The sequence below is a fragment of the Thermus altitudinis genome (genome assembly GCF_022760835.1).
In the GTDB taxonomy this organism is placed as follows: domain Bacteria; phylum Deinococcota; class Deinococci; order Deinococcales; family Thermaceae; genus Thermus; species Thermus altitudinis.
In genome coordinates this window covers 38792-62699 of the sequence record NZ_JAKTNQ010000005.1, presented here as the reverse complement: position 1 = coordinate 62699, position 23908 = coordinate 38792, and the positions used below count along the sequence as shown (strand labels likewise).

Here is a 23908-nt window from a genome sequence, read left to right as displayed (position 1 = left end):
CTTGCCGGGGCCCCCCACCTGGCGAAGCCAGGTGGGGGTGGCTTTAGAAGTCCATGTCGCCGCCGCCTGCGGGAGCGGGGGTGGACTCCTTCTTCTCGGGCTTCTCCGCCACCACCGCCTCGGTGGTGAGGATGAGGGAGCCGATGGAAGCGGCGTTCTGCAGGGCGGAGCGGGTCACCTTGGCGGGGTCCACGATGCCCGCCTCCACCATGTCCACGAACTCCCCGGTGGCAGCGTTAAAGCCCAGGCGCAGGTTCTGGGTCTCGGAGAGGATGCGCTGCACCACCACCGAGCCCTCGTAGCCAGCGTTTTCCGCGATCTGGCGGGCGGGCTCCTCCAGGGCCCGGCGCACGATCTTGGCCCCGGTGGCCTCATCCCCCTCCAGCTTCTTGAGGAGCTCGTCCACGGCGCTGATGGCCCTGAGGAGGGTCACGCCACCGCCGGGCACGATCCCCTCCTCCACGGCAGCCCGGGTGGCGGAGAGGGCGTCCTCAAAGCGGTGCTTCTTCTCCTTGAGCTCGGTTTCCGTGGCCGCCCCCACGCGGATCACCGCCACGCCCCCCGCCAGCTTGGCCAGGCGCTCCTGGAGCTTCTCCTTGGCGTACTCGCTGTCGGTGGTCTCCAGCTCCTTCTTGATGCCGTTGATGCGGGCCTCAATGTCCTCCTTCTTGCCCTTGCCGCCCACGATGGTGGTCTCGTCCTTGGTGATGCGCACCCGCTCGGCCCGGCCCAGCATGGAGAGGGTGGCGTTCTCCAGCTTGAAGCCCAGCTCCTCACTGATCACGGTGCCGCCCGTGACCGCGGCGATATCCTTCAGCATCTCCTTGCGGCGGTCACCGAAGCCAGGGGCCTTCACCGCGGCCACGTTCAGGGTGCCCCGGAGCTTGTTGACCACCAAGGTGGCCAGGGCCTCGCCCTCCACGTCCTCGGCGATCAGGAGGAGGGGCTTGCCGGTCTGGGCCACCTGCTCCAGGACAGGGAGGAGCTCCCGCACGTTGGAGACCTTCTTCTCCACGATGAGGATGAAGGCGTCTTCTAGGACCGCCTCCATGGCCTCGGGGTTGGTGACGAAGTAGGGGGAGATGTACCCCTTGTCAAACTGGTACCCCTCCACGAACTTCAGCTCGGTCTCCAGGCTCTTGGACTCCTCAACGGTGATGATCCCCTCCTTCCCCACCTTCTCCATGGCGTCGGCGATCAGCTTGCCGACGTCGGGATCGTTGGCGGAGATGGTGGCCACCTCCTCAATGGCCTTGCGGTCCTCCACGGGGATGGCCAGGGAGCGGATCTTCTCCACCGCCGCCTCCACCGCCTTCTCAATGCCCCGCTTGAGGGCCAAGGGGTTGGCGCCGGCGGCCACGTTCTTCAGGCCCTCCCGCACGATGGCCTGGGCCAAGACGGTGGCGGTGGTGGTGCCGTCACCGGCCACGTCGTTGGTCTTGGAGGCCACCTCCTTGAGGAGCTGGGCCCCGATGTTCTCCAGGTGGTTTTCCAGCTCAATCTCCTTGGCCACCGTCACCCCGTCCTTGGTGATGGTGGGGGAGCCGAACTTCTTCTCCAGGACCACGTTCCGGCCCCGGGGGCCCAGGGTTACCTTCACCGCATCGGCCACGGCGTTCACGCCGCGCTCCAAAGCCCTGCGGGCTGCCTCGTCAAACACTAGGACCTTCGCCATACCTCACCTCCTACTGCAAGACCGCCAAAAGGTCGCGCTCGGAGAGGATCACGTACTCCTCGCCGTCAATCTCAATCTCGGTGCCGCCGTACTTGGCGAAGACCACGATGTCCCCCTCCTTGACCTCCAGGGGCACCTTCTGCCCGTTCTCCAAGATGCGGCCCGAGCCCACCGCGATCACCTTGCCCTTCTGGGGCTTCTCCTTGGCGGTATCCGGGAGCACGATGCCGCCCTTGGTCTTGGGTTCCTCCTCAATCCTCTTCACCACAACCCTGTCGCCTAGGGGCTTGATCACCGTCTTCACCTCCGCAGCCATATTCACTCCCTCCTTTGACGCTCAAAGGCCGAGAGTGTCAAACCAAGGGTTATTATTTTGGCCCCGCGTCCTTTTGTCAAGGGGGTTGAGGGGGGTGTTATAAGGTGAGGGTCTGGTGGCCCCGCACCACCCGGAGGCTTATCCCATGGGCCAGGAGAAGGCCCTTCAGGGCCAGGGCCCGGGCCAGGCCTGGGGTCTTGCCAAAGGCTACCCGGCCCTTCTCACCCGGGTAGAGGAAGTATCCCTCGGGAAGCAGGAGAAGGACCCCCTGCCGGGCCTGGGCGGCTCCCCTTAGGGTTGCCTCCAGGAAGGATTCCTCCGCCCCCTGGCTGATGAGGAAGTAGGTGCTCCCGAAGGGGGCCTTGGGGGGAAGGGAGGGGCCTGGGGTGGATTGCAGGCGGGCTAGGAGCGAGAGGGCCCTTACCAGGTGGGCCTTTCCCCGCCCTAAGGGGAGGACCTCTCCTGCGGAAAGGCCGTATTGGGCTCCTTTCTTTTCCGCCAGCAGGAGGAGCCAGGCGGCGAGGCTGGTGGCGTGGTCCAGGTAGGCGGGGTGGAGGCTTTGGGTGTCCAGGTGGAGGAAGAGGCCTCCCAGAAGGCTTTTTTCCACCTCCCGCACAAAGGGACGACCCTGCCGGAGGCTTGCCTGCTTGGCCAGAAAGCGCAAGGGGTCCCCCGCTTGGTAAGGGCGGAGGCCCTTGGCCTCCAGGGGATCCGGCAGGCCAAAGGGCTCGGGCCTGCCCTCCAGGAAGAAGCTGGGGGCGGGCTCAAAAGGCGGCAGGGGGCGCAGGGAAGGATAGACCAAGGCCCTCCCCGCCTCGAGGCTTACAAGCCTTTCCCCCAGGCCCAAGGGGCTTCTCAGGAGGAGGGTGAGGCCCAAAGGGTATTCCCCCCGCCGGCGGTAGCGGTAAGGGAGGGGAAGCGGTAGCCGCATCCTTCCCCAGACCACCCCAGAGAGGCTCTGGGGTTTGAGGCCCAGGGGAGCCGAGGGCAGGGTTTCCAGATGCACGTAGAGGGGTAGGGGGGCCCAGACCTCCACCTCTACCTGCCCCTCTCCCTCCTGGCCGGGGAAACCTGGGGCCAGGCCGTGGGCGTTGACCCGGACCTGGGCGAACCAGGGCGCCCGCCAAAGGGCTAGGAGGAGGGCCAAGGAGAGGAGAGCCAAGGCCGCTTCCATAAAGCCCTTTCCTCCATCCCTAGGCCCTTTCCACCGGGGCGGGTACCACCTTAAGGGCCTCGACCACCAGCCCTTCCGAGCTGGCTCCGGCTAGCTCCGCCTCCAGCTTTAGAAGGAGGCGGTGGGGGATGGCGGCCCGGAAGGCCTCCTTGATGTCCTCGGGCACGGCAAAGCCTCGCCCCTGCAAAAGGGCCAGGGCCTGGGCCAGGCGCTCCACCTGTAAGAGGGCTCTAGGGGAGGGGCCAAGCCGCACCTCCTCCCGGCGTCTAAGCCAGGTGGATAGGGCCAGAAGGTAGTCCAGCAGTTCCTCCGCCACCTTTACCCGGCGCACCTCCTGACGCAGGGCCAAGAGTTCCTCCCCTTGGGTGACGGCTTCCAGGCCCTCCAGGGGGTTCTTTTCCTTCAGGGCCAGGAGAAGGGCTTTCTCATCGGGATAGCCCAGGGAAAGCCGGGCGGTGAACCGGTCCCGCTGGGCTACGGGGAGAGGGTAGGTGCCCTCCTCCTCCACGGGGTTTTGCGTGGCCAGGACAAAAAATGGCTCGGGCAAGGGGTGGGTTTTCCCTTCCAGGGTCACTTGGCCTTCCCCCATGGCCTCGAGGAGGGCGGACTGGGTCCTGGGGGTGGCCCGGTTGAGCTCGTCCACCAAAAGGACCTGGGCGAAGATGGGCCCCTTTTGCCATACCAGGTTTCCTTCCCGGTAGAGATAGACCCCGGTGAGGTCCTGGGGCAGGAGGTCTGGCGTCATCTGGATGCGGCTAAAGGAGAGGCCCAGGACCCGGGCCAAGGCCTTGGCGAAAGTGGTCTTGCCGGTGCCGGGCACGTCTTCCAGAAGAAGATGCCCCCCAGAGAGGAGGGTGGCGAGGGAAAGCCTTAGGGTTTCCTCCTTCAGGAGGACCCGGCCCGAAAGGGCTCGGTGGATGCGGGCGAGGAGCATAGCCTAAGGATATCCTTCAAAAAGGCTTCCGCCCTTTCCGCTTCCTCCTCCCCAGCCTTTCCCCCATAGCGCACGGGCAGGTAGAGGCCGGTGAGCCCCCAAAGGGGTTCCCTGAGCCCGGGGAGAAGAGGGGAAACCCTTTCCAGGTACTCCAAGGGCCCCTCGGAGGCCTGGCGGGGGAGGCCAGCCCTCTTAAGGGCCTTTAGGGCTTGGAAGTAGGCCCGCCGCACCCGGTCCTGGGGAAGGGCCTCTGGGAGGGCTTGGGAGGCTTGGACCCCTTCCTTAGGGGTGGTGCCTGGCCTGCCTCTTTCCCGGTACCGCCAAACCAGGAATAGGAAGAGGAAAAGAAGGCCCAGGGTGAAAAGGGCGGAAAGGCCTGCCAAGGCTAGGCCCGCCTCGCGCAACCGCCTGGGCCCCGGTAAGGCCTCCTGGGGGCTGTTTTCCTGGGAAGGGGTGGGCACGGAAGCGGAAGGGGTGCTTTCCGGCGCGCTTTCCCCACCCCCTAGGGTGCCCAGGTAGAGGAGGAAGAGGCCGGCGACCAAAAGGGCTAACAGGAGGGGTAAAAGGTGAACCCCCCGGTAGGGAAGCCTTTCCCCCCGGCCCAGAAGAGGCCAAAGGGCCAGGAGGATGAGGAGTAAGGCCAGGGGCTCTGCCAAGGCCAAGGCCCGGTTCAGGAAGGCCACCCACGGGGGAGGCTTCTCCTCTGGGGTTGGGTAGGCCACCACCTCCTTGGGCCCGGGCCCGGTTTCGGGGGAGGCCTGGAGGCTAAGGGAGGGTGGGGTGGGTAGGGGAAGGGCAGGGAGGCGCAGGGGGAGGAAGGCCAGGCCTGCCAGCAGGAGGCCTAGGATCCTCGGGACCCAGAGGGTGGAAGCGGAGGTCCGAAACGGCTCCCCCCGTTCCTGGGCGCGCCGATGGGCCTCCTCGAGGAGGCTGAACCCGTGCAAGAGCCCTAGAAGGAAAAGGCCCAAGGGACCTAGCCAAAGGGCTGGGGGAAGGAGAAAGAGGCTGGAAAGGGGCCGAGCCTTGGTGGCCAGGAAAAGTCCGTAGAGGAGGAGAAGCCCAGACGTCAGGGCCCATCCCTGGAGCCAGGAGGGGAACGGGGAGGCAAGGGCGTGGAGAAGGCCAGGGAGGAAGGCCCCCCACAGAAAGGCTCCCCCATAAAACCTCTTGGCTAGGTGGAGGAGGAAGACGCCCACGGCCAAAGGAGGGGTCCAGAGGGGTAGGAGGGCCAGAAGCCCTAGGCCCAGGAAGGGGGTAAGGGGAACGGGCCTCATCCCCCCTCCCGCTGGCGCAGGGCCTCGTAGAGGAGGAGGGCGGCGCTTACGGAAACGTTGAGGCTATCCGCCACCCCCCGCATGGGGATGCGCACCCGAACCCCCGCCCGGGCAAGCCAAGCCTGGGAAAGGCCTTCGTCCTCGGCGCCCAGGAGGAAGGCCACGCCTTTTTTGTAGTCCTCTTCCCAGTACACCTTTTCCCCTCTGGGGGTGGCCGCCACCAGGAGAAGCCCTTTTTCCTCCAGGAAATGGGCCACTTCCCCCTCGGCCACGGGAAAGACGGGCAAGGAGAAGACCACCCCGGTGGAGTTCCGGATCACCTGGGGGCTATACAGGTCCACCCCTTTCGCCACCAGGACCAGGTCCACCCCCGCCCCGTCCGCCGAGCGCAGGATGGCCCCCAGGTTGCCGGGCTTTTCCAGGCCCAAGAGGACCAGGACCAGGGGATTTTGCGGGAGCCTGGCCTCCTCGAGGGTCCTTCGGGGCAGGCGGAAGACCCCGATGACGGGCGGGGGGTTTTCCCTTACGGAAACCCGCTCCATAGCCTCTTGGGAGAACTCCAGAACAGGGGCTTGGCCCGCCAGGGCCCGGTCCTCCGGGGTGGCCTTAGGGCCGAGGAGGAGGGTTTCCAAGCGGAGGCCGGCCCTAAGGGCTCTTTCCACCTCCCGCCGGCCCTCCACCAGGAAAAGGCCAGCCCGCTCCCGCTCCTTTCGTTCCTTCAGGGCGGCTAGGGCCTTCACCTTGGGGTTAGCGGGGCTTTGGATGCGCATGGGGGTCTCCCGAAAGGCGGATGGCAAAGCGAGCGATGGAGGGGCCGGAAAGCTCCAAGGACACCTCCTCCACCTGGGGGAACTCCTCCAGGAGGCGGGAAAGGCGGAGGAGGATTTCCTGGTAGGGGGTAGGGTCTACCTGGTCCCCCAGGGGTCGGGTGAGCTCCCGGGCATCCTTTTCCGTGAGGGGGGAGAGCCTTTCCCCCAAGGCCAGCTCTCCCAAAGGGGTGGGCAGGAGCAGGGCGAGAACGGGGCCGAAGAGGGGGTGGGGCTTGGCGGTGAGCCTGAGAAAAAGGCCTTCTCCTTGCCCCACGGGAAGGCCAAAGCAGCGGAGGAGGGCCTCTTCCTCCTCGCGCCGTAGCTCCTTCTTGCCCTCCAAAAGCCTTCTTGCCTCCTCCAGGTGCAAATCCGGGAAGTCGGGGAAGTGGAGGGGTTCTTCCCGCCAGGCCTTGTAGGCCCAGGCCCGGCTCAAGGCGATGGCCGCCGATTCGGGAAAGCGGTAGAGGGCCACCCGGCCCATAACCCTTGCCCGCACCCCGGGGGAGCCCATCACGCAGCTCAGGAGGAGCTTGTTTCCTTCCACCCTTTCCAAAAGAGCCAGGAACTCCTCCTCGCTGGCAAAGCCCATGGGTACGAAGAGGAGGAACACGCTTCCCGCCTCGCTTTCCATGGCTTCTTCCAGGGCGCGGGCGAACTCCTTCGCCTTGGCGGTGGAGCCCAGGTCCACGTGTTCCACGACTAGCCCCCCTTCCCGTAGGGCCTCGAGGGCCAGGTTGGAGGGACCGGAGGCGTTGGAGATGAGGCGGACCCGGTTGTTCTCCGGAAGCTGTCCCAGGGCCAGGAGGGCAGCCACGTCAAAGGCTTCCTCCAGGCTGTTGGCCCGGATCACCCCGGCCTGGGCGAAGAGGGCCCGCACCAAAGGGTCCCGGGAGGGGTGCACCGCCAGGATGGGTTTTTTCTTGCCGATCCTCCGCGCTAAGCGGGAGAAGCGCCTGGGGTTGCCGAAGCTTTCCAGGTAGAGGAGGATCACCCGGGTCCGCTCGTCCTCCTCCCAGAACTGCAGGAGGTCGTTGGAGGAGATGTCCGCCTTAGCCCCCAAGGAAACGAAGGAGGAGATGCCCAGCCCCATGCCCTCCGCATAGGCCATCACCGCCCGGCCCAGGGTCCCCGACTGGCTGGAGATGGCCAGGGGTCCAGGTTTGGGGAGGGGAGCCAGGCCCGCCGCCAGGCGGACCTCAGGGTGGGTGTGGACCATACCCAAGGAGCCAGGCCCCAGGAGGCGCATCCCATGGCGCCGGGCCTTGTCGGCCAGTTCCCGGGCTTCTTTTTCCGTAAAGCCGGTGGTGAGGACGATGGCCGCCCGCACCCCCCGCCTTCCGGAGGCCTCGAGGGCCTCCCAGACCCGCTCCTTGGGCACGGCGATCACCGCCAGGTCCACGGGGCCGGGGATGCTTTCCACCCGGGGGTAGGCGAGAAGGGGCCCCACCGTGCCCCCCTCCTTGCCGATGGCCTCGTTCACCGGGTAGACGGGCCCTTGGAAGCGGGCAAAGATGAGGTTTTCCAGGGCGCGGTAGCCGATGCTTTCCGGGTCGCGGCTCGCCCCCACCACCGCCACCCCCTTGGGGAAGAAGAGGGGGTGGAGGCTGGCCAAGGTGGAGACCTTCTCCCGCCACTCAAAGCGCTCCGCCACCCTTTCCTCCAGGAGGATCTCAAACTCCACCTCAATCTCGCCGCTATCCCTGTGGGCCCGGACCTGGAAGCCGCTTTCCATGAAGACGTTGAGCATCTTCTGGTTCTCCGCCAGGACGAAGGCCTGAAACCGCCTTACCCCCCGCTTGGCGGCGATCAGGGCCAGGCGCTCCAGAAGGAGGGTGCCCAGGCCCTTGCCCTGGAAGGCATCATCCACCAGAAAGGCCACCTCGGCGGTGTCCTCCCCTTTAAGGCGCACGTACTCCCCCGTGGCCACTATCCTAGGAGGGTCCTGGGCCAGGACGATGAGGGTCACCTTTTCCTCCTCCGGTTTGGCGGAAAGGAGGAGCTCCGCCGCCTTTTCCGGAGAGATGGGGGAGAAGAAGCGCATGCGCAAGGACTCCGGGGATAGCCGCCTCAGGAACTCCACGAAAAGGGGGAGGTCCTTGGGGCTTGCCCGCCTTAGAAAGGCGGTGCGCCCGTCCTTAAGGAGGATGGGGCCCTCCTCGAGGCCATACTGGGGCGTGGGTGGGGGCACATAGCCCATGCCTTTAGCCTACTCCCCATAGCCTGGGGGTTATTCCTTTTCCCACCCAACCTGGTGGCCTTTCCCCTGGATTCCCGGTAGCATGGGTCCATGCTCAGGCTGGATACCCGCTTCCTTTCCCGTTTCCCGGAGGCCCTTAAGGAGCAGGCCCCCGTCCTCTTAAGGGCTCGGGAGGCCCTTCTTTTCAAGCGGAAGGATCCCCAAAGCATGCTGGGCTGGATAGACCTTCCCGAGGACACGGAAACCTTAAGGAGTATCCGCCGCTACCGCGAGGCCAACCCTTGGGTGGAGGACTTTGTCCTTCTGGGCATCGGGGGGAGCGCCCTGGGGCCTAAGGCCCTGGAGACCGCCTTCAACGAAAGCGGGGTGCGCTTCCACTACGCGGACCACGTGGAGCCGGAGCCCGTGCTCCGGCTCCTTCGGGGCCTGGACCCCCGGAAGACCCTGGTGAATGCGGTTTCCAAGTCGGGAGCTACCGCGGAAACCCTGGCCGCCCTTCTCATCTTCCTAAACTGGCTTCGGGAAAACCTGGGGGAGGACTGGCGGCGGCACCTGGTCCTCACCACCGACCCCCGGCGGGGGGCGCTACGGGCTTTGGCGGAAAGGGAGGGTCTCTTGGCCTTTGCCATTCCGGAAAACGTGGGGGGGCGCTTTTCCGTGCTCTCCCCGGTGGGCCTCCTCCCCTTGGCCTTCGCTGGGATGGACCTGGAGGCCCTCCTCATGGGGGCCAGGAAGGCCAATGAGGTGGCCCTGGCTCCCCTGGAGGAGAACCTGCCCCTGCAGACCGCCCTCCTGCAGCACCTCCACCGCCAGCTGCCCATCACCGTCTTCATGGTCTACTCCGAGCGACTCCGATACCTTCCTGCCTGGTTTGTCCAGCTCCACGATGAGTCCTTGGGCAAGCGGGACGGGGAGGGCAACCGGGTGGGCACCACCGCGGTGCCCGCCTTGGGCCCTCAGGACCAGCACGCCCAAGTGCAGCTCTTCCGGGAAGGTCCCCTGGACAAGCTCATCGTTTTGGTGGTGCCGGAAAGGGCCACGGAGGACCTCACCCTGCCCCGGGTGGAAGGCCTCGAGGAGGAGGCGGGTTACCTCTTTGGCAAAGGCCTGTTCCAGCTTCTAAGGGCCGAGGCCGAGGCCACCTACCAGGCCTTGGCCGAGGCGGGGCAGAGGACCTACATCCTGTACCTCTCGGAGGTTTCCCCCTACGCCGTGGGCTGGCTTTTGCAACACCTCATGTGGCAGACCGCTTTCCTGGGGGAGCTTTGGGGGGTGAACGCCTTTGACCAGCCCGGGGTGGAGCTGGGTAAGCGCTTAACCTTGGCCCTTCTGGGACGTCCCGGATACGGCGCCTAGCCTTGGAAGCGTGGAAATAAGTGTATGATGCCCTAGGCATAAGGGGGTCGCTATGGACCGACTGGAGCCTTTGGGCATCAAACCGAGGAAGCAGGTTTTTTGGAACACGGTTTCCCCCATCCTGGTGGAGCACACCCTGGCCCGGGGGGAGGGGTTTTTGGCCCACAAGGGGTCCTTGGTGGTGGACACCACCCCCTACACGGGGAGAAGTCCTAAGGACAAGTTCGTGGTGCGGGAGCCTGGGGTGGAGGAGGAAATCTGGTGGGGCGAGGTGAACCAGCCCTTCGCCCCAGAGGCCTTCCAGGCCCTCTTGGAGAGGGTGGCTGCCCACCTTTCCGACCGGGAGCTTTATGTCCAGGACCTTTACGCCGGGGCTGACAAGCGTTTCCGCTTGGCGGTAAGGGTGGTGACGGAAAGCCCCTGGCACGCCCTCTTTGCCCGCAACATGTTCATCCTCCCGCGCCGCTTCCCCGAGGACGACGAGGTGGAGCCCTTCGCTCCCGGCTTTACCGTGGTCCATGCCCCCTACTTCCTGGCTGACCCCGGGCGGGACGGTACCCGGAGCGAGGTCTTCGTGGGCATCAGCTTCCAGAGAAAGCTGGTGCTCATCGTGGGCACCAAGTACGCCGGGGAGATCAAGAAGAGCATCTTCACCGTGATGAACTACCTCATGCCCAAGCAAGGGGTCTTCCCCATGCACGCCTCGGCCAACGTGGGGCAGGGAGGGGATGTGGCCATCTTCTTCGGCCTTTCCGGGACGGGGAAGACCACCCTTTCCACCGACCCGGAAAGGCCTTTGATCGGGGACGACGAGCACGGATGGAGCGGGGAGGGGGTATTCAACTTTGAGGGAGGGTGCTACGCCAAGGTCATTCGCCTTTCCCCGGAGCACGAGCCCCTCATCTATAAAGCCTCCAACCAGTTTGAGGCCATTCTGGAGAACGTGGTGGTGAACCCGGAAAGCCGCCGGGTGGAGTGGGATGACGACACCAAGACCGAGAACACCCGGGCCTCTTACCCCCTTGCCCACCTGGAAAACGTGGTGGACTCGGGTATGGCGGGCCATCCCAAGGCCATCTTCTTCCTCTCCGCCGACGCCTATGGGGTTCTGCCCCCCATCGCTCGCCTTTCCCCAGAGCAGGCCATGTACTACTTCCTTTCCGGCTACACCGCCCGGGTGGCGGGGACAGAAAGGGGGATCACCGAGCCCAAGGCCACCTTTTCCGCCTGCTTCGGGGCACCCTTTTTGCCCCTTCACCCCGGGGTTTATGCCCGGATGCTGGGGGAGAAGATCCAGAGGCACGGCCCCAGGGTGTACCTGGTGAACACCGGCTGGACCGGGGGACCTTACGGGGTGGGCCGGCGTTTCCCCCTTCCCCTCACCCGCACCCTCTTGCAGGCGGCCCTAAGCGGGGCCCTCGAGGGGGTTCCTTACCGCCAGGACCCCGTCTTCGGCTTTGAGGTACCCAGGGAGGTGCCCGGGGTACCGAAGGAGCTTCTGGACCCGCGGGAAACCTGGGCCGACAAGGAAGCCTATGACCGGCAGGCCAGGAAGCTGGCCACACTTTTCCAGGAAAACTTCCGTAAATACGCCGACGGGGTAGAGGAGGCGGTGCTCCAGGCGGGGCCGAGGGTGGGATAGAAGCGAGCCTGCAAGGCTGGGCTTAGGGGCCAACCCCTTGCCAAACGGGGCCGGGGGGTCTTAGGCTCCTAAGTGGCAGGTAATGGAAGGGACAAATGTACTTCACCCCCGGATAAGGTCTTCTGGCAGAATGGTAGGCACTACCGTCTGGGGGACGGGCATGTTATGAGCCAAGCCTGGTTTAGCCGTTACGCCTGGGGAGTCTTGGTGTGGAACATCCTGGTGGCCCTCTGGGGGGCTTACGTGCGGGCCACGGGGTCGGGGGCGGGCTGCGGCGCCCACTGGCCCACCTGCAATGGGGAGATCATCCCCAGAAGCCCCCAGGTGGAGACCCTCATCGAGTTCACCCACCGGGCCACCTCGGGTCTGGCCTTCCTTTCCGTGCTTCTTTTGGCCCTTCTGGCCTTCCGCCTCTTTCCCAAGGGCCATCCGGTGCGGCTGGGGGCAGGGCTGGCCTTTTTCTTTATGATCACCGAGAGCCTGGTGGGGGCCTCCCTGGTCCTCTTCGGCTGGACGGCCCACAACGTGAGCCCGGCCCGGGCCGTGGTGCAGATGGTGCACCTGGCCAACACCTATTTTCTCCTGGCCTCCTTGGCCCTCGCCGCCTGGTGGGCCTCGGGGGGTGCGCCTTTGCGCCTTAGGGGGCAGGGTGCCGTGGGGGTGGCCTTGCTTCTGGGCCTTCTCGCCCTCCTTTTCCTGGGGATGAGCGGGGCGGTGACCGCTTTAGGGGACCTCCTCTTCCCCGTGCGGAACACCCTCGAGGCCCTGGAGCGCTCCCTCACCCCTGGTGAGCACTTCCTGGTGCGCCTCAGGGTCCTCCACCCCCTTATCGCGGTAAGCGTGGGGCTTTACGTGGTCTTCGCCGGTTACCTGGTAGCCCACCTCAGGCCTTCTTCCCACACCCGCCGCTTGGCTCACGCCCTGGCTTACCTCTACGCGGTGCAGCTTTTGGCCGGTTTGGTGAACGTTTGGCTTAAAGCCCCCGTTTGGATGCAGATCCTCCACCTCCTCCTGGCGTACGCAGTTTGGCTCATCTTTGTTCTCCTTATGGCTGCAGCCCTGGCTCGAGGGGCCAGGCGGGTGGAGTTAGGGGAGGGCGCAGGGGCTTCGGTGCACCGCGGCACCGGCGGGGCCACCTGGAAGGACTACCTGGCCCTCACCAAGCCCCGGGTCATAAGCCTGCTCCTCTTCACCACCCTCCTGGCCATGCTCATCGCCGCCAAGGGCTGGCCAGGGACGGGCCTATTCCTGGTGGTGGCCCTAGGGGGGTACATGATGGCAGGGGCGGCCAACGCCATCAACATGGTGGTGGACCGGGATATAGACGCCCGCATGCGCCGCACGGCCAAAAGGCCCACGGTCACCCAGCGGATCTCCAGTAGGGATGCCCTCCTTTTTGCCTTTGCCCTGGCCCTCTCTTCCTTCCTGCTCCTCTGGTGGGGGGCGAACCTCCTCACGGCCACCCTGGCCCTTATGGGCCTTATCTGGTACGTGCTGGTCTACACCCTTTATCTCAAGCGGCGCACTTGGCACAACATCGTCATCGGCGGGGCGGCAGGGGCCTTTCCTCCCTTGGTGGGCTGGGCGGCGGTAACCGGTGATTTAAGCCTCTTTGCCTGGTACCTTTTCGCCCTCATCTTCTTCTGGACCCCGGTGCACTTCTGGGCCTTGGCCCTCATGATCCAGGACGATTACCGGGCTGTGGGCGTGCCCATGCTGCCCGTGGTGTTGGGGGAGCGGGTTACGGTGATGCAGATCGCCCTTTATGCGGTCCTTACCGCCTTGATCTCCCTCATGCCCCTTCTTCTAGGGGAGCTTGGTCTCGTCTACTTCTTCTTTAGCCTTACCCTTAATGCTTTACTTATCCTTAAGAGCCTTGCCCTCTACCGCCAGCCCGAGCGGAGGACGGCGGTTTCGCTGTATAAATACTCCATGCTCTACCTGGCCCTCTTGTTCGTGGCCATGGCGGTGGACCGGGTGCTTTAGGGAGGGAAGATGAAAGGAGTTGTAGCGGCGCTCAGTTTCTTAGGTTTAGCCCTGGCCCAGGAGGCCCATCGGGTGGCCATTACCCACCCCGTATCCCCTTTCAACCGAGAGACCAACTTTCTCCTGGTCTGGGTTTTGGTCTTTGCCATCCTCATTTTTGGGGTGGTGGCGGGGGCCTTGGCCTACGTGACGTGGAAGTTCCGGGCTAAGCCAGGGCAACAGGGGGAGCCACCCCAGGTCCATGGCAACGACCGCCTCGAGGTCATCTGGACGGTGATTCCCCTCCTTATCGTCTTTGTCCTTTTCGGGCTCACCGCTCGGAGCCTTATCCAAGTCAACCAGCTCCCCGCCGGGGCCTTGAAGGTGGAGGTTGTGGGCTACCAGTTCTGGTGGGATTTCAACTACCCCGAGCTGGGTTTCCGCAACTCCAACGAGCTCATCCTGCCCGCAGGGGTTCCGGTGGTACTGGAAATCACTTCCAAGGACGTGATCCATTCCTTCTGGGTGCCAGGGCTTGCGGGCAAGCGGGACGCCATTCCGGGACAAAAGACCCTATTATCTTTTACACCGGAGAAGCCCGGAAACTACTACGGCTTCTGCGCGGAGCTTTGCGGTCCCAGCCACTCCCGCATGCTCTTCCGGGCCATCGTCCTGCCCAAGGAGGAGTTTGACCGGTTTGTGGAGGCAGCTAAGGGCTACACGCCCCCCGTGGCCGATGCCCGGGGCCAGGAGGTCTTCCAGCAAAACTGCATGGCCTGCCACGGGGTCCAGGGCAAGATGCCGCCGGCAGTTATCGGTCCGGAGCTGGGCTTTACCGGCAACCGGGTAAGCCTGGCGGCGGGGATTGTGGACTATACGCCAGAGCACCTGAAGGCCTGGATCAAGGACCCTGCCGCTATGAAACCGGGGGCCAAGATGCCCGGCTTTCCGCAGCTTTCCGAAGAGGACCTGGACGCTTTGGTGCGCTACCTGGACGGGCTCAAGGTGGAGGGTTTGGACTTCAAGGCCTTGCCTAGGTTCTAAGGAGGTTTAGGAAGATGGCCATCGCAACCAAGCCGAAAGCGGGTTTCTGGGCGGTCCTGTGGGACCTTCTCACCACGGTGGACCACAAGAAGATCGGGCTTCTTTACACCGCCACCGCCTTCTTTGCCTTTGCCCTAGCGGGGGTATTCTCCTTGCTCATCCGGGCCCAGCTGGCGGTGCCCAACAATCACTTGCTGACCGGAGAGCAGTACAACCAGGTCCTCACCTTGCACGGGGCCACCATGCTCTTTTTTTTCATCATCCAGGCCGGCCTCACGGGCTTTGGCAACTTCGTGGTGCCCCTCATGCTGGGGGCTCGGGACGTGGCCCTTCCCCGGGTGAACGCCTTCAGCTACTGGGCTTTCCTGGGTGCCATCATCCTGGCCCTCATGAGTTACCTCTTCCCCGGGGGAGCTCCCAGCGTGGGCTGGACCTTCTACTACCCCTTCTCCGTGCAGTCGGGTAGCGGGGTGAACTTCTACATGGCCGCCATCCTTCTCCTGGGCTTTTCCAGCCTCTTGGGCAACGCCAACTTCATCGCCACCATCTACAACCTTAGGGCCCAGGGGATGAGCATGTGGAAGATGCCCATGTACGTGTGGAGCGTCTTTGCCGCCAGCGTCCTCAACCTCTTCAGCTTGGCGGGGCTTACCTCGGCCACCCTACTGGTGTTGCTGGACCGGAAGATCGGGCTTTCCTGGTTTAATCCCGAGATCGGCGGCGACCCCGTGCTTTTCCAGCAGTTCTTCTGGTTCTACTCCCACCCCACGGTGTACGTGATGCTTCTCCCCTACCTGGGCATCCTGGCGGAGGTGGCCTCCACCTTTGCCCGTAAACCCCTTTTCGGTTACAAGCAGATGGTCTGGGCCCAGATGGGCATCGTGGTCTTGGGCACCATGGTCTGGGCCCACCACATGTTCACCGTGGGGGAGTCCACCGTTTTCCAGATCGCCTTCGCCTTCTTTACGGCTCTCATTGCCGTGCCCACGGGGGTGAAGCTCTTTAACCTCATTGGCACCCTTTGGGGCGGGCATTTGCAGATGAAGACGCCCCTGCTTTGGGTCTTGGGCTTCATCTTCAACTTCCTCCTGGGGGGGATCACCGGGGTCATGCTCTCCATGACCCCTTTGGACTACCACTTCCAGGACTCCTACTTTGTGGTGGCCCACTTCCACAACGTGCTCATGGCGGGGTCCGGTTTTGGGGCCTTCGCCGGGCTTTACTACTGGTGGCCCAAGATGACGGGCCGCATGTACGACGAGCGTCTGGGGCGGCTCCATTTCTGGCTTTTCCTGGTGGGCTACCTGTTGGTCTTCTTGCCCCAGTACGCCCTGGGCTTCCTGGGCATGCCTCGGCGGTACTACACCTACAACGCCGACATCGCCGGCTGGGCGGAACTGAACCTCATCTCCACCATCGGGGCCTTCATCCTGGGCTTGGGTGGCCTGGTATGGATCTACGCCATGTGGAAGAGCCTGCGCTCCGGGGAGAAGGCCCCCGACAATCCTTGGGGCGGGTACACCCTGGAGTGGCTCACCAGCTCCCCGCCCAAGGCCCACAACTTTGACGTGGCCCTGCCCAAGGACTTCCCCTCGGAAAGGCCCCTTTACGACTGGGCCAAGAAGGGGGTGGAGCTGAAGCCGGAGGATCCCAGCCACATCCACCTGCCCAACAGCTCCTTCTGGCCCTTCTACTCTGCCGCCACCCTCTTCGCCTTCTTTGTCAGCGTGGCCGCCTTGCCCGTGCCCAACGTCTGGATGTGGGTCTTCCTGGCCCTCTTCGCCTATGGCCTCATCCGCTGGGCCCTGGAGGACGAGTACAGCCACCCGGTGGAGCACCACACCCTTTCCGGCAAGTCCAACGCCTGGATGGGGATGGCCTGGTTCATCGTTTCGGAAGTGGGGCTCTTCGCCATCCTCATCGCCGGCTACTTGTACCTCCGCCTTACTGGCGCGGCCGTGCCTCCGGAGGAGCGGCCGGCCTTGGGGCTTGCCCTCCTTAACACCTTCTTCCTGGTGAGCTCCTCCTTCACCGTGCACTTTGCCCACCACGACCTAAGGCGGGGCCGGTTCAGCCCCTTCCGCTTTGGCCTTTTGGTCACCATTATCCTGGGGGTCCTCTTCTTCCTGGTGCAGTCCTACGAGTTCTATGAGTTCTACCACCACTCCAGCTGGCAGGAGAAGCTCTGGACCGCCACCTTCTTCACCATCGTGGGCCTCCACGGCCTGCACGTGGTGATCGGGGGCTTTGGCCTCATCCTGGCCTACCTCCAGGCCCTAAGGGGCAAGATCAGCCAGCACCACCACGGCACCCTCGAGGCGGCCAGCATGTACTGGCACCTGGTGGATGCGGTCTGGCTGTTCATCGTGGTCCTCTTCTACGTCTGGTAGGGTTCGGCCCTCTAGCCCCCGCCCCTTGGGCGGGGGCTTTGCTATGTATGGAAGAGGATGCGGCTTCTGGTGGTGGACTTTGACTACTTTTTTCCCGTGCCCCAAGACCCAGCTCTATCCCTGGCGTCCCTTTACTCCTGGGCCCACTTTGAAACCCCCTACTACCTGGGGGAGGCCTGGGAGGAACGGGCCTTGGCCTTTCTCCTAAGGGGGCTGCCTTTGCCCCAAGCCCAGGGCTGGGAAGGGTTTTGGGAACGCTTTACCTTCGCTCCCGATGCCCAGCTTTACTATGCCGACTCCAACGCCTTGGCCTTTCATCCCGAGGTGCGCGAGGGGATACGGGAAGTGGTCCTCTTTGACGCCCATCACGACGCTGGGTATCGCCCCTTGGGGGAGGAGCCCGCCTGCGATGACTGGATGGTCTACTACGCCAAGGAGGGGGCCAGGCTCCGGGTGTTCTACCCTCCTTGGCGCGATCCCTCTTTGGAGCCTGAGCCCAGGGTTCCCCTGGTGCGGGCCAAAGACCCTGGTGGCCCGGTGGAGGGGATGTTTCATCGGGCCTTCCTGTGCCGCAGCGGGGCCTGGGTGCCCCCTTGGGCCGATGAGGCCTTTTTTGCCTTGTTGGAGGAGGCTCCCCTTCCGAAACGGGCTTTGGAGGTCCTGGAACCTAGACCCTTCAACCTCGAGGCCCTGCGGCAGAGGGCAGAGGAGGAGGCCTTTGGGCTTTGGTTCCTAGAGCGGCTAAGGGGGCTTTCCTAGTCCGTGCCCTGGACAAGCCCTTGCCCTTCGCCTATAATCACTAAGGCTGTTGGGCCGTTAGCTCAGCTGGCAGAGCAACCGACTTTTAATCGGTAGGTCGCAGGTTCGAATCCTGCACGGCCCACCAAAGCGGGGCCCCATCGTCTAGCGGTCAGGACGCGGCCCTCTCAAGGCCGAAACGGGGGTTCGATTCCCCCTGGGGTCACCACGGGCGGCTAGCTCAGCTGGTCAGAGCGCTCGCCTTACAAGCGAGAGGTCAGAGGTTCAAATCCTCTGCCGCCCACCACGATGGCCACGCCAGACTTCCCCCCTCGCTGCCGAGGGGGGAAGCCGCTTTGCGGGCTAAAGGGTTCCGGGGATGCGCTTCCGGGATGGGTCCCTACAGGCCAAGCCCTAAGGTTCCTTGGCCAAGAGGCTTTTCACCGCTTCGGGCAAGGGTTCCTGGGGGAAGAGGGTTTGGAAGCGCTTAGCCAGGTCCTTTAGGAGGGGACGTAGCCCCTCATCCCGCAGGGCCTGGGGAAAGAGGGCCTCCATTTCCTCAAGAAGGGATTTCCGGGCCAGATGGCGGGCCACCAGAAGGGCTTCGCCTTCAAGGGAGGTGGGCCGGCCCCGCTTCAGGCGCTCGGCTTCCTTGCGCACCCAAGGGCTTTCCAGAAGGCGGCGGCAGGTGGGGCAAGGGTGTTGGGTACTGGGGCTGTGGCAGATGGGGCAGGGTTGCCCTCGGTCTTGTTTTAACAGGGCCAGGGCGGCGCGGGCCACCTTCTGCTGCAGCTCCGGCGGCGCCTTGGCCGCCAACTCCAGGGCCCGGCGGTTTGCCCAAAGGAGCCTCTCGGGATCTTCCGGAGCCTCTTGAGGGCTAGGCGCCTCCTGTTCCAAGGCGCCCACCACGAAGCGGATCTCCCTCACCGCTCCGGGGAAGCGCTCCTCATAGCGCCGCACGAGGGCCAGGCGGCTATAGGTGAGCTGATGGGCGGTGACGGGGTCGGCCACGCGTACGGTGAGGACACCCCCCTCGAGGGCCAGGGGCTCGCTCAGGCGGGCAAGCTCCTTGCCCACCACCTCCCGCCAGGCGGCCAGCACCAGGCCCCGCTTCAGCTTTTCCTTCCCCCCGGCCTTCTTAAGGGCCTCGGGGATCACCTCCTTAAGGTGCCAGGGCATGGGAAGCCTCCTTGGGGATTATACTTCCCAGGAGGGACCCAAAGAGGGGTTTTTCCGGGGCCCCCACCCTGGCGCCAGGGTGGGGTTTGGGTTAGCCCAGGACCACCCCCCCTTCCACCCAGCATACCGGCACCCCTTGGGGGGCCCAAAGCCCGGCCAGGGCAGCCTGGGGAAGGCTACGGGCGTAGGCCAAAACCGCCTCCCGCTTGCCCTCGTCCAGCTCCTCGCTCCACTCGTCCACCAGGAGGAGGGGGGCTTCCCCGTGGTGTTCGGTAAGAAGCTGGTGCTCGGCCAGGCGCAGGGCCAGGGCGATGGCCTTGGCCTCCCCCCGGCTAGCAAAGCGGTGTACCGGGCGGCCCGAGAGCAGGAAGACCAGGTCGTCCCGGTGGGGGCCCACCAGGGTCTGGCCTTTTAGGAGCTCCTCTTCCCTCCGGGCCTGGAGGGCCTCGAGGAAGTCCCCTGGGGCGGTCTCCTCTAAAAGGAGCCCTGCCTCCCCTGGGGCCAGGGTTTGGTGGACGGACCGGAAGATGGGCAGGAAGCGTTTTAGAAAACGCCCCCTAAGGGCCATGATCTCGGTGCCGTAACGGGCGAGCTCCTGGTCCCACACCGCAAGCCCATTGCCCCCCGCCTTTAGGAGGGCATTCCGCTGGCGAAGCGCCTTCTCGTAGGCGGAAAGGAGGGCGGTGTACCGCCGGGAAAAGCGCCCGATAAGGCGGTCCAAGAAGGTGCGCCTCTCCTCCCGGCTTCCCAGGACCACCTGCACGTCCTCAGGCAGGACCAAGACCGAGCCCGGAAGCTCCTGGAGTGCCCGGAGGCTTACGGCCTTTTCGTTTAAGAAGACCTCCCTTCCCTCTGGGCCAAGCCTTTGCTCTATGCGGTAGAGGCCCAGCTCCGTTTCCACCTCGGCGAAAAGCCAAGCTTCCTTTTCCCCAAAGCGGATGAGGTCGGCCAAAGGGCTGCGCACCTCTCCCCCTAGGGCCAGGTGGAGGCCCAAAAGCAGGCTGGTCTTGCCCTGGGCGTTTCCCCCCACCAGGGCGAAAAGCCCCTGGGGAGGGTGGAAGGCGGCTAGGGCCAGGTTGCGGAAGTGCCTTTGCCGAAAGGATAGGAGGCGCATCTAAAGCCTAACCCGGCGAAAAAGGAGGGGAAGCAGGAGGAGGACCATCAGCAAGAGCCCAGCCCCTAGGAGGTAGGGGGCTTCGGGGGCGAGCCGGTAAAGCCCTGTACCCAGTATAGGGCCCAGCATCCGCCCCAGGGCCTGGGCGGAACTGTTGAGCCCCGCCACCAGGCCCTGCTCCCCTTCCCCCACGGCTAGGGAGAGGGCGGCCGTCACCCCTGGTCCTGCCAAGGCCGCTCCCGCGCCCTGCAGGGCCAGGCCCAAGGCCAAAAGGGGGAAGGTGTGGGCCGCCACCAAAAGGAGAAAGCCCAACACGCCCAGGGGCACCCCGGTGAGGAGAAGGGTTCGGGGTGGCCAGGAGAAGCGCCGCACCAAAAAACCCTGGATAAACACCGCCACCAGCCCATAGAGGACCAGGGCCAGGCCCACGCTCCTGGCGGTTTCCACCCCGGAAAGCCCCAGGCGGTCTTGGAAGTAGAAGGCGATGGTCTGCTCCAGGGCCACGCTGGAGAGGTTCAGGGTAAAGCCCAGGAGAAGGAGAGGGAAGATGTGGCCTTCCCAAGGGGAAAGCCGGTCGGGAGGGATGCTGCCTTGGGGCCGGGACTCGGGGAGCACCAGGGCCACAAAGAGGGCGTTGAGGAGGGCAATCCCGGCGGAGAAAAACACCGGGGCCAGGAGGCCGAAAAAGGCCGCAAGCCCCGCTCCCAAGGCGGGCCCCAGGATCACCGCCAGGCCAAAGGCCGCCCCCAGGAGGGCCATGCCCGCGGTGCGGTTTTCCCTGCCGGTGACGTCCGCCACATAGGCCTGGGCGGTGGGGAGGGTGGCGGAGCTGAAGGCCCCTCCCAGAAGCCGGGTTAGGAGAAGGAGGAGGAAGAGGAGGCCGGGGGAGAAGAACCCCTTTTGCCCCAGAAGGGCAACCAGGCCAAAGAGCAGGAAGCTGATGCCAAAGCCCAGGATGCCCAAAAGGAGGATGGGCTTGCGCCCACGCTCGCTAAGCCTTCCCCATAAGGGGGAAAGGAGAAACTGCATGAGGGCATAGCCGGTGGAGAAAAGGCCCACCTGGACCTCACTAAGGCCCAACTCCCGGCCTAGGGGTCCCAGGATGGGAAAGAGGATGGAAAGCCCGAGGATGCTGTTGAAAAGGGTTAGGAAGAGGAGGCCAAGGGGAGACATCCCCCCAAGTTTAGCCGAAACGGCCGGTGATGTAGGCCTCGGTGTAGGGGTGCTTGGGCTTGGTAAACATAAGCTCGGTGGGGCCTTCTTCCACCAAGACCCCCAGGTGCATGAAGAGGGTGCGGTCGGAGATGCGGCTGGCCTGTTGCATGTTGTGGGTAACGATGACCACCGTGTAGTGCTCCTTCAGCTCTAGGATTAGATCCTCTATGGCCTGGGTGGCGATGGGGTCTAGGGCGCTGGTGGGCTCGTCCATGAGGAGCAGCGGGGGTTCCACGGCGATGGCCCGGGCGATGCAAAGCCGCTGTTGCTGGCCACCCGAAAGCCTCAGGCCGCTCTCCTTTTTAAAGCGGTCCTTGACCTCGTTCCACAGGGCGGCCCGTTTTAGGGCCTCCACCACCCGGTCCTCGAGCTCACTCCCCTTCACGCCCATCAGGCGTAGCCCAAAGGCCACGTTCTCAAAAATGGTTTTGGGAAAGGGGTTGGGCTTTTGGAAGACCATGCCGATGTGCCGGCGCACGGCCACCGGGTCCACCTGGGGATCGTAGATGTTGATGCCCTCGTAAAGCACCTCCCCCTCCACCCGTACCCCGGGTATGAGGTCGTTCATGCGGTTCAGGGAGCGCAGGAGGGTGCTTTTGCCACACCCCGAGGGGCCGATGATGGCCGTGACCTGGTTGCGGGGAAAGCGCACGCTGATCCCAAAGAGGGCCTGGGCCTTGCCGTACCAGAGGTTCAGGTGGCGTACATCCACCAAGGCTTCGGCCTCGGGCACGGGGTCGGTGCGTATGGTCTCGTGATCCTTGAGGAAATCCAGGGCGTTCACCACTCCCTCCTAAAGCGGTTCCGGAGATAAAGGGCCAGGAAGTAGAGGACGGAGAGCACCAAGAGCATCACCAGGATACCGGCTGCGGCCACCCGGGCGAACTCGGGAAGGTTCATCCCCACCCAAAGGTAGATCTGCACCGGGATGACCGTGTATTCCGAAAGGGGGCTATTGGGCAGAAAGGGGACGTAGGCGGCAGCCCCCACCAAAAGGAGGGGTGCAGCCTCGCCGATGAGCCGGGCGGCGGAGAGGATGACCCCGGTCACCATGCCGGGGAGGGCGGCGGGGAAGACCACCCGGAAGGCCACCTGCCTACGGGTGGCCCCCAGGGCGAAGGCTGCCAGGCGCAGGGATTCGGGCACCGCCCTCAGGGCCTCCCGGGCGGTGACCACGATCACGGGGATGCCCAAAAGGGCCAGGGTCATGGCCGCAGGGAGGATGGTGGGGCCAAGCCCCATTCCCCGCACGAAGAGGGCCAGGCCCAAGAGGCCGTACACGATGGAGGGTACCCCGGCCAGGTTGCGGAGGTTGACCTCGAGGATCCGGTTTAACCTCCCCTCCCTCACGTACTCCTCCAGGAGGATGGCCGTGCCTATCCCCACGGGAATGGCGATGAGAAGCGCGAGCCCCAGGACCCATACCGTACCCCAGATGGCGGTGCCGATGCCCGCGGTGAGGGGGGAGCGGGAGGGAACCCGGGTGAGGAAGGACTGGTCCAGCCAAGGGTTGAGGACCAGCCTTTCCCCCTCCTTCAGGTTGGCCTTTAGCTCCTGCCAGCGCCTCAGGCCTTCCAGGAGGGAGAAGTCGGCGATGCGCTCATCCCTGAGGCCGGTCACCACGTAGCGGAAGGGGCCTTCGTGGGTGTTCCACATGAGCTCCACCCGGTTTTGCATGAGGAGCACCCGGCGCTCCCTGGGATCTCCCAGGGCGGACTGGACCTCCTCCTCCGTGTACCCCCGGGCCAGCAGTTCTTGCCGAAGGATCTCGTTTGCGGAAAGGCCAAAGGCATAGGTCTTTCCCGGCCCCTCGTCGGCCTTTAGGACCTGCACGGAAACGCTCCGGTAAAGGGTATCGCCCAGAAGCCAAGCCAGGAGGGCCAAGGCTAGAAGCAGGGGGAGGACCAAGGCCCGGGCAAAGGCCCGGTCCACCCGGTCCTTCCAAGGGTCCACACCAAAGGTCTGTTGCCAGCTACTCATACCGCTCCCGATAGCGCTCCACCACCCATTGGGCCAGGATGTTGAAGAGAAGGGTGAGGAGGAAAAGGGTAAAGCCCACGGCGAAGAGGGCGTAATAGGCGGTGCTGCCCACGGGCTGGTCCCCGGTGGCCGCCTGGACGATGTAGCTGGTCATGGTGGCGATGGTCTCCCGAGGGTCCAGGGTGAGGATGGGCCTTTGGCCGGCGGCGATGGAGACCAGCATGGTCTCCCCTATGGCCCGGCTGGCGGCCAGGATGATGGCGGCCACAATGCCCGAGAGGGCCGCGGGGAAGACCACCCTTAGGGCCACCTCGTAGGGCCTGGCCCCCAGGGCGTAGGCCGCTTCCCGGATGGAGCGGGGCACGGACTCCATGGCGTCTGCGGCCACATTGGCCACGTAGGGGAGGATGACAAACCCCAGGACCAGCCCGGCGGAAAGGGCGTTGAAGATGTTGAGGCCGGGGATCACCTTCTGCAGGAGAGGGGTAACGGTAAGCAGGGCGAAGAAGCCGAAGACCACCGTGGGGATGCCCTCAAAGAGTTCCAGGGTGCCCTTGATGCGGGCCTTGGCCTCCCCCCGGGCGTACTCTGCGATGTAAACGGCCAAGGCTAACCCCAAGGGGATGGCCACCACCAGGCCGATGGCCGTGACCAAGAAGGTGCCCGCAATCAGGGGGCTGATCCCGTACCGGGGCTCGGCGAAGAGGGGGGTCCAGTCCCGGGCAAGGAGGAACTCCGCTAGGGGTACCCGGCGGAAAAACTGGAGCACCTCCCCAAAGAGGCTAAGGACGATGCCCGCCGTGGTGAGCAGGGTCACGGAGGCGAGGAGTACCAAGGCGGCAAAGGTGAGGACTTCCTTGGGGTTTCGGGAGGGTTTTTCCCTAAGGATCTCCATGCCTTTCCTAT

General features: G+C 64.7%; 19 protein-coding genes and 3 tRNA genes. 9 read left to right on the top strand and 13 right to left on the bottom strand.

All coding sequences use genetic code 11. The features are described from left to right. Positions 1-43: 43 nt before the first annotated feature. The 7 genes from groL to L0D16_RS03140 form a co-directional block, all read right to left on the bottom strand. Entirely contained in the window at positions 44-1675 is a 1632-nt protein-coding gene (gene groL / locus L0D16_RS03170) for a chaperonin GroEL (RefSeq protein WP_243030006.1), read from the bottom strand. A 10-nt stretch (positions 1676-1685) separates the two neighbouring features. Further along, on the bottom strand, positions 1686-1991 hold the full coding sequence (groES, locus tag L0D16_RS03165; protein ID WP_243027890.1) for a co-chaperone GroES: 306 nt from the start codon (positions 1989-1991) through the stop codon (positions 1686-1688). A gap of 97 nt (positions 1992-2088) precedes the next feature. Next, entirely contained in the window at positions 2089-3165 is a 1077-nt protein-coding gene (locus tag L0D16_RS03160) for a DUF58 domain-containing protein (protein WP_243030005.1), read from the bottom strand. Between the two features lie 19 nt (positions 3166-3184). Then, on the bottom strand, positions 3185-4099 hold the full coding sequence (locus L0D16_RS03155) for an AAA family ATPase (protein WP_243030004.1): 915 nt from the start codon (positions 4097-4099) through the stop codon (positions 3185-3187). Then, positions 4051-5373, bottom strand: coding sequence for a DUF4129 domain-containing protein (locus L0D16_RS03150; RefSeq protein WP_243030002.1), 1323 nt, complete (start codon positions 5371-5373; stop codon positions 4051-4053). The genes L0D16_RS03155 and L0D16_RS03150 overlap by 49 nt, the downstream gene beginning before the upstream one ends. Next, positions 5370-6143, bottom strand: coding sequence for a TrmH family RNA methyltransferase (locus L0D16_RS03145; protein WP_243030000.1), 774 nt, complete (start codon positions 6141-6143; stop codon positions 5370-5372). The genes L0D16_RS03150 and L0D16_RS03145 overlap by 4 nt, the downstream gene beginning before the upstream one ends. Continuing rightward, positions 6121-8379, bottom strand: coding sequence for a GNAT family N-acetyltransferase (locus L0D16_RS03140; RefSeq protein WP_243029999.1), 2259 nt, complete (start codon positions 8377-8379; stop codon positions 6121-6123). The genes L0D16_RS03145 and L0D16_RS03140 overlap by 23 nt, the downstream gene beginning before the upstream one ends. 90 nt (positions 8380-8469) lie before the next feature. Between L0D16_RS03140 and pgi the strand changes: the two genes are divergently transcribed. The 9 genes from pgi (at position 8470) to L0D16_RS03095 (ending at position 17821) form a co-directional block, all read left to right on the top strand. Continuing rightward, complete coding sequence (gene pgi / locus L0D16_RS03135) at positions 8470-9735, top strand: glucose-6-phosphate isomerase (RefSeq protein WP_243029997.1); 1266 nt, start codon at positions 8470-8472, stop codon at positions 9733-9735. Between the two features lie 52 nt (positions 9736-9787). Continuing rightward, on the top strand, positions 9788-11377 hold the full coding sequence (gene pckA, locus L0D16_RS03130) for a phosphoenolpyruvate carboxykinase (ATP) (protein WP_243029995.1): 1590 nt from the start codon (positions 9788-9790) through the stop codon (positions 11375-11377). A gap of 165 nt (positions 11378-11542) precedes the next feature. Continuing rightward, complete coding sequence (locus tag L0D16_RS03125) at positions 11543-13363, top strand: heme o synthase (RefSeq protein WP_243029993.1); 1821 nt, start codon at positions 11543-11545, stop codon at positions 13361-13363. A 9-nt stretch (positions 13364-13372) separates the two neighbouring features. Further along, entirely contained in the window at positions 13373-14386 is a 1014-nt protein-coding gene (gene coxB / locus L0D16_RS03120) for a cytochrome c oxidase subunit II (RefSeq protein WP_243029991.1), read from the top strand. Positions 14387-14400: 14 nt separating this feature from the next. After that, positions 14401-16776, top strand: coding sequence for a cytochrome c oxidase subunit I (gene ctaD, locus L0D16_RS03115; protein WP_243029989.1), 2376 nt, complete (start codon positions 14401-14403; stop codon positions 16774-16776). 57 nt (positions 16777-16833) lie between these two features. Then, positions 16834-17535 (top strand): hypothetical protein, encoded by a 702-nt coding sequence (locus L0D16_RS03110; RefSeq protein WP_243029988.1) that lies wholly within the window; start codon positions 16834-16836, stop codon positions 17533-17535. A gap of 51 nt (positions 17536-17586) precedes the next feature. After that, positions 17587-17662, top strand: a tRNA-Lys gene (locus tag L0D16_RS03105). Between the two features lie 6 nt (positions 17663-17668). Next, positions 17669-17743: transfer RNA gene (locus L0D16_RS03100), tRNA-Glu, on the top strand. 1 nt (position 17744) lies between these two features. Further along, positions 17745-17821, top strand: a tRNA-Val gene (locus L0D16_RS03095). Positions 17822-17928: 107 nt separating this feature from the next. On the opposite strand, the gene L0D16_RS03090 is transcribed toward L0D16_RS03095, so the two are convergent. The 6 genes from L0D16_RS03090 to pstC all read right to left on the bottom strand — a co-directional run bounded on the left by L0D16_RS03090 (position 17929) and on the right by pstC (position 23897). Further along, a complete protein-coding gene (locus tag L0D16_RS03090) occupies positions 17929-18693 on the bottom strand; it encodes a DciA family protein (RefSeq protein ID WP_243029987.1) in 765 nt (254 codons plus the stop codon). Positions 18694-18784: 91 nt separating this feature from the next. Further along, positions 18785-19807, bottom strand: a complete 1023-nt coding sequence (gene recF / locus L0D16_RS03085) for a DNA replication/repair protein RecF (protein ID WP_243029985.1) — start codon at positions 19805-19807, stop codon at positions 18785-18787. Continuing rightward, positions 19808-20980 (bottom strand): MFS transporter, encoded by a 1173-nt coding sequence (locus tag L0D16_RS03080; protein ID WP_243029984.1) that lies wholly within the window; start codon positions 20978-20980, stop codon positions 19808-19810. A 10-nt stretch (positions 20981-20990) separates the two neighbouring features. Continuing rightward, positions 20991-21806 (bottom strand): phosphate ABC transporter ATP-binding protein PstB, encoded by an 816-nt coding sequence (gene pstB / locus L0D16_RS03075; RefSeq protein ID WP_243029982.1) that lies wholly within the window; start codon positions 21804-21806, stop codon positions 20991-20993. Then, on the bottom strand, positions 21803-23002 hold the full coding sequence (gene pstA / locus L0D16_RS03070; protein ID WP_243029980.1) for a phosphate ABC transporter permease PstA: 1200 nt from the start codon (positions 23000-23002) through the stop codon (positions 21803-21805). Before pstA ends, pstB begins: the two co-directional genes overlap by 4 nt. Next, entirely contained in the window at positions 22995-23897 is a 903-nt protein-coding gene (pstC, locus tag L0D16_RS03065) for a phosphate ABC transporter permease subunit PstC (RefSeq protein WP_243029978.1), read from the bottom strand. The genes pstA and pstC overlap by 8 nt, the downstream gene beginning before the upstream one ends. Positions 23898-23908 lie beyond the last annotated feature (11 nt).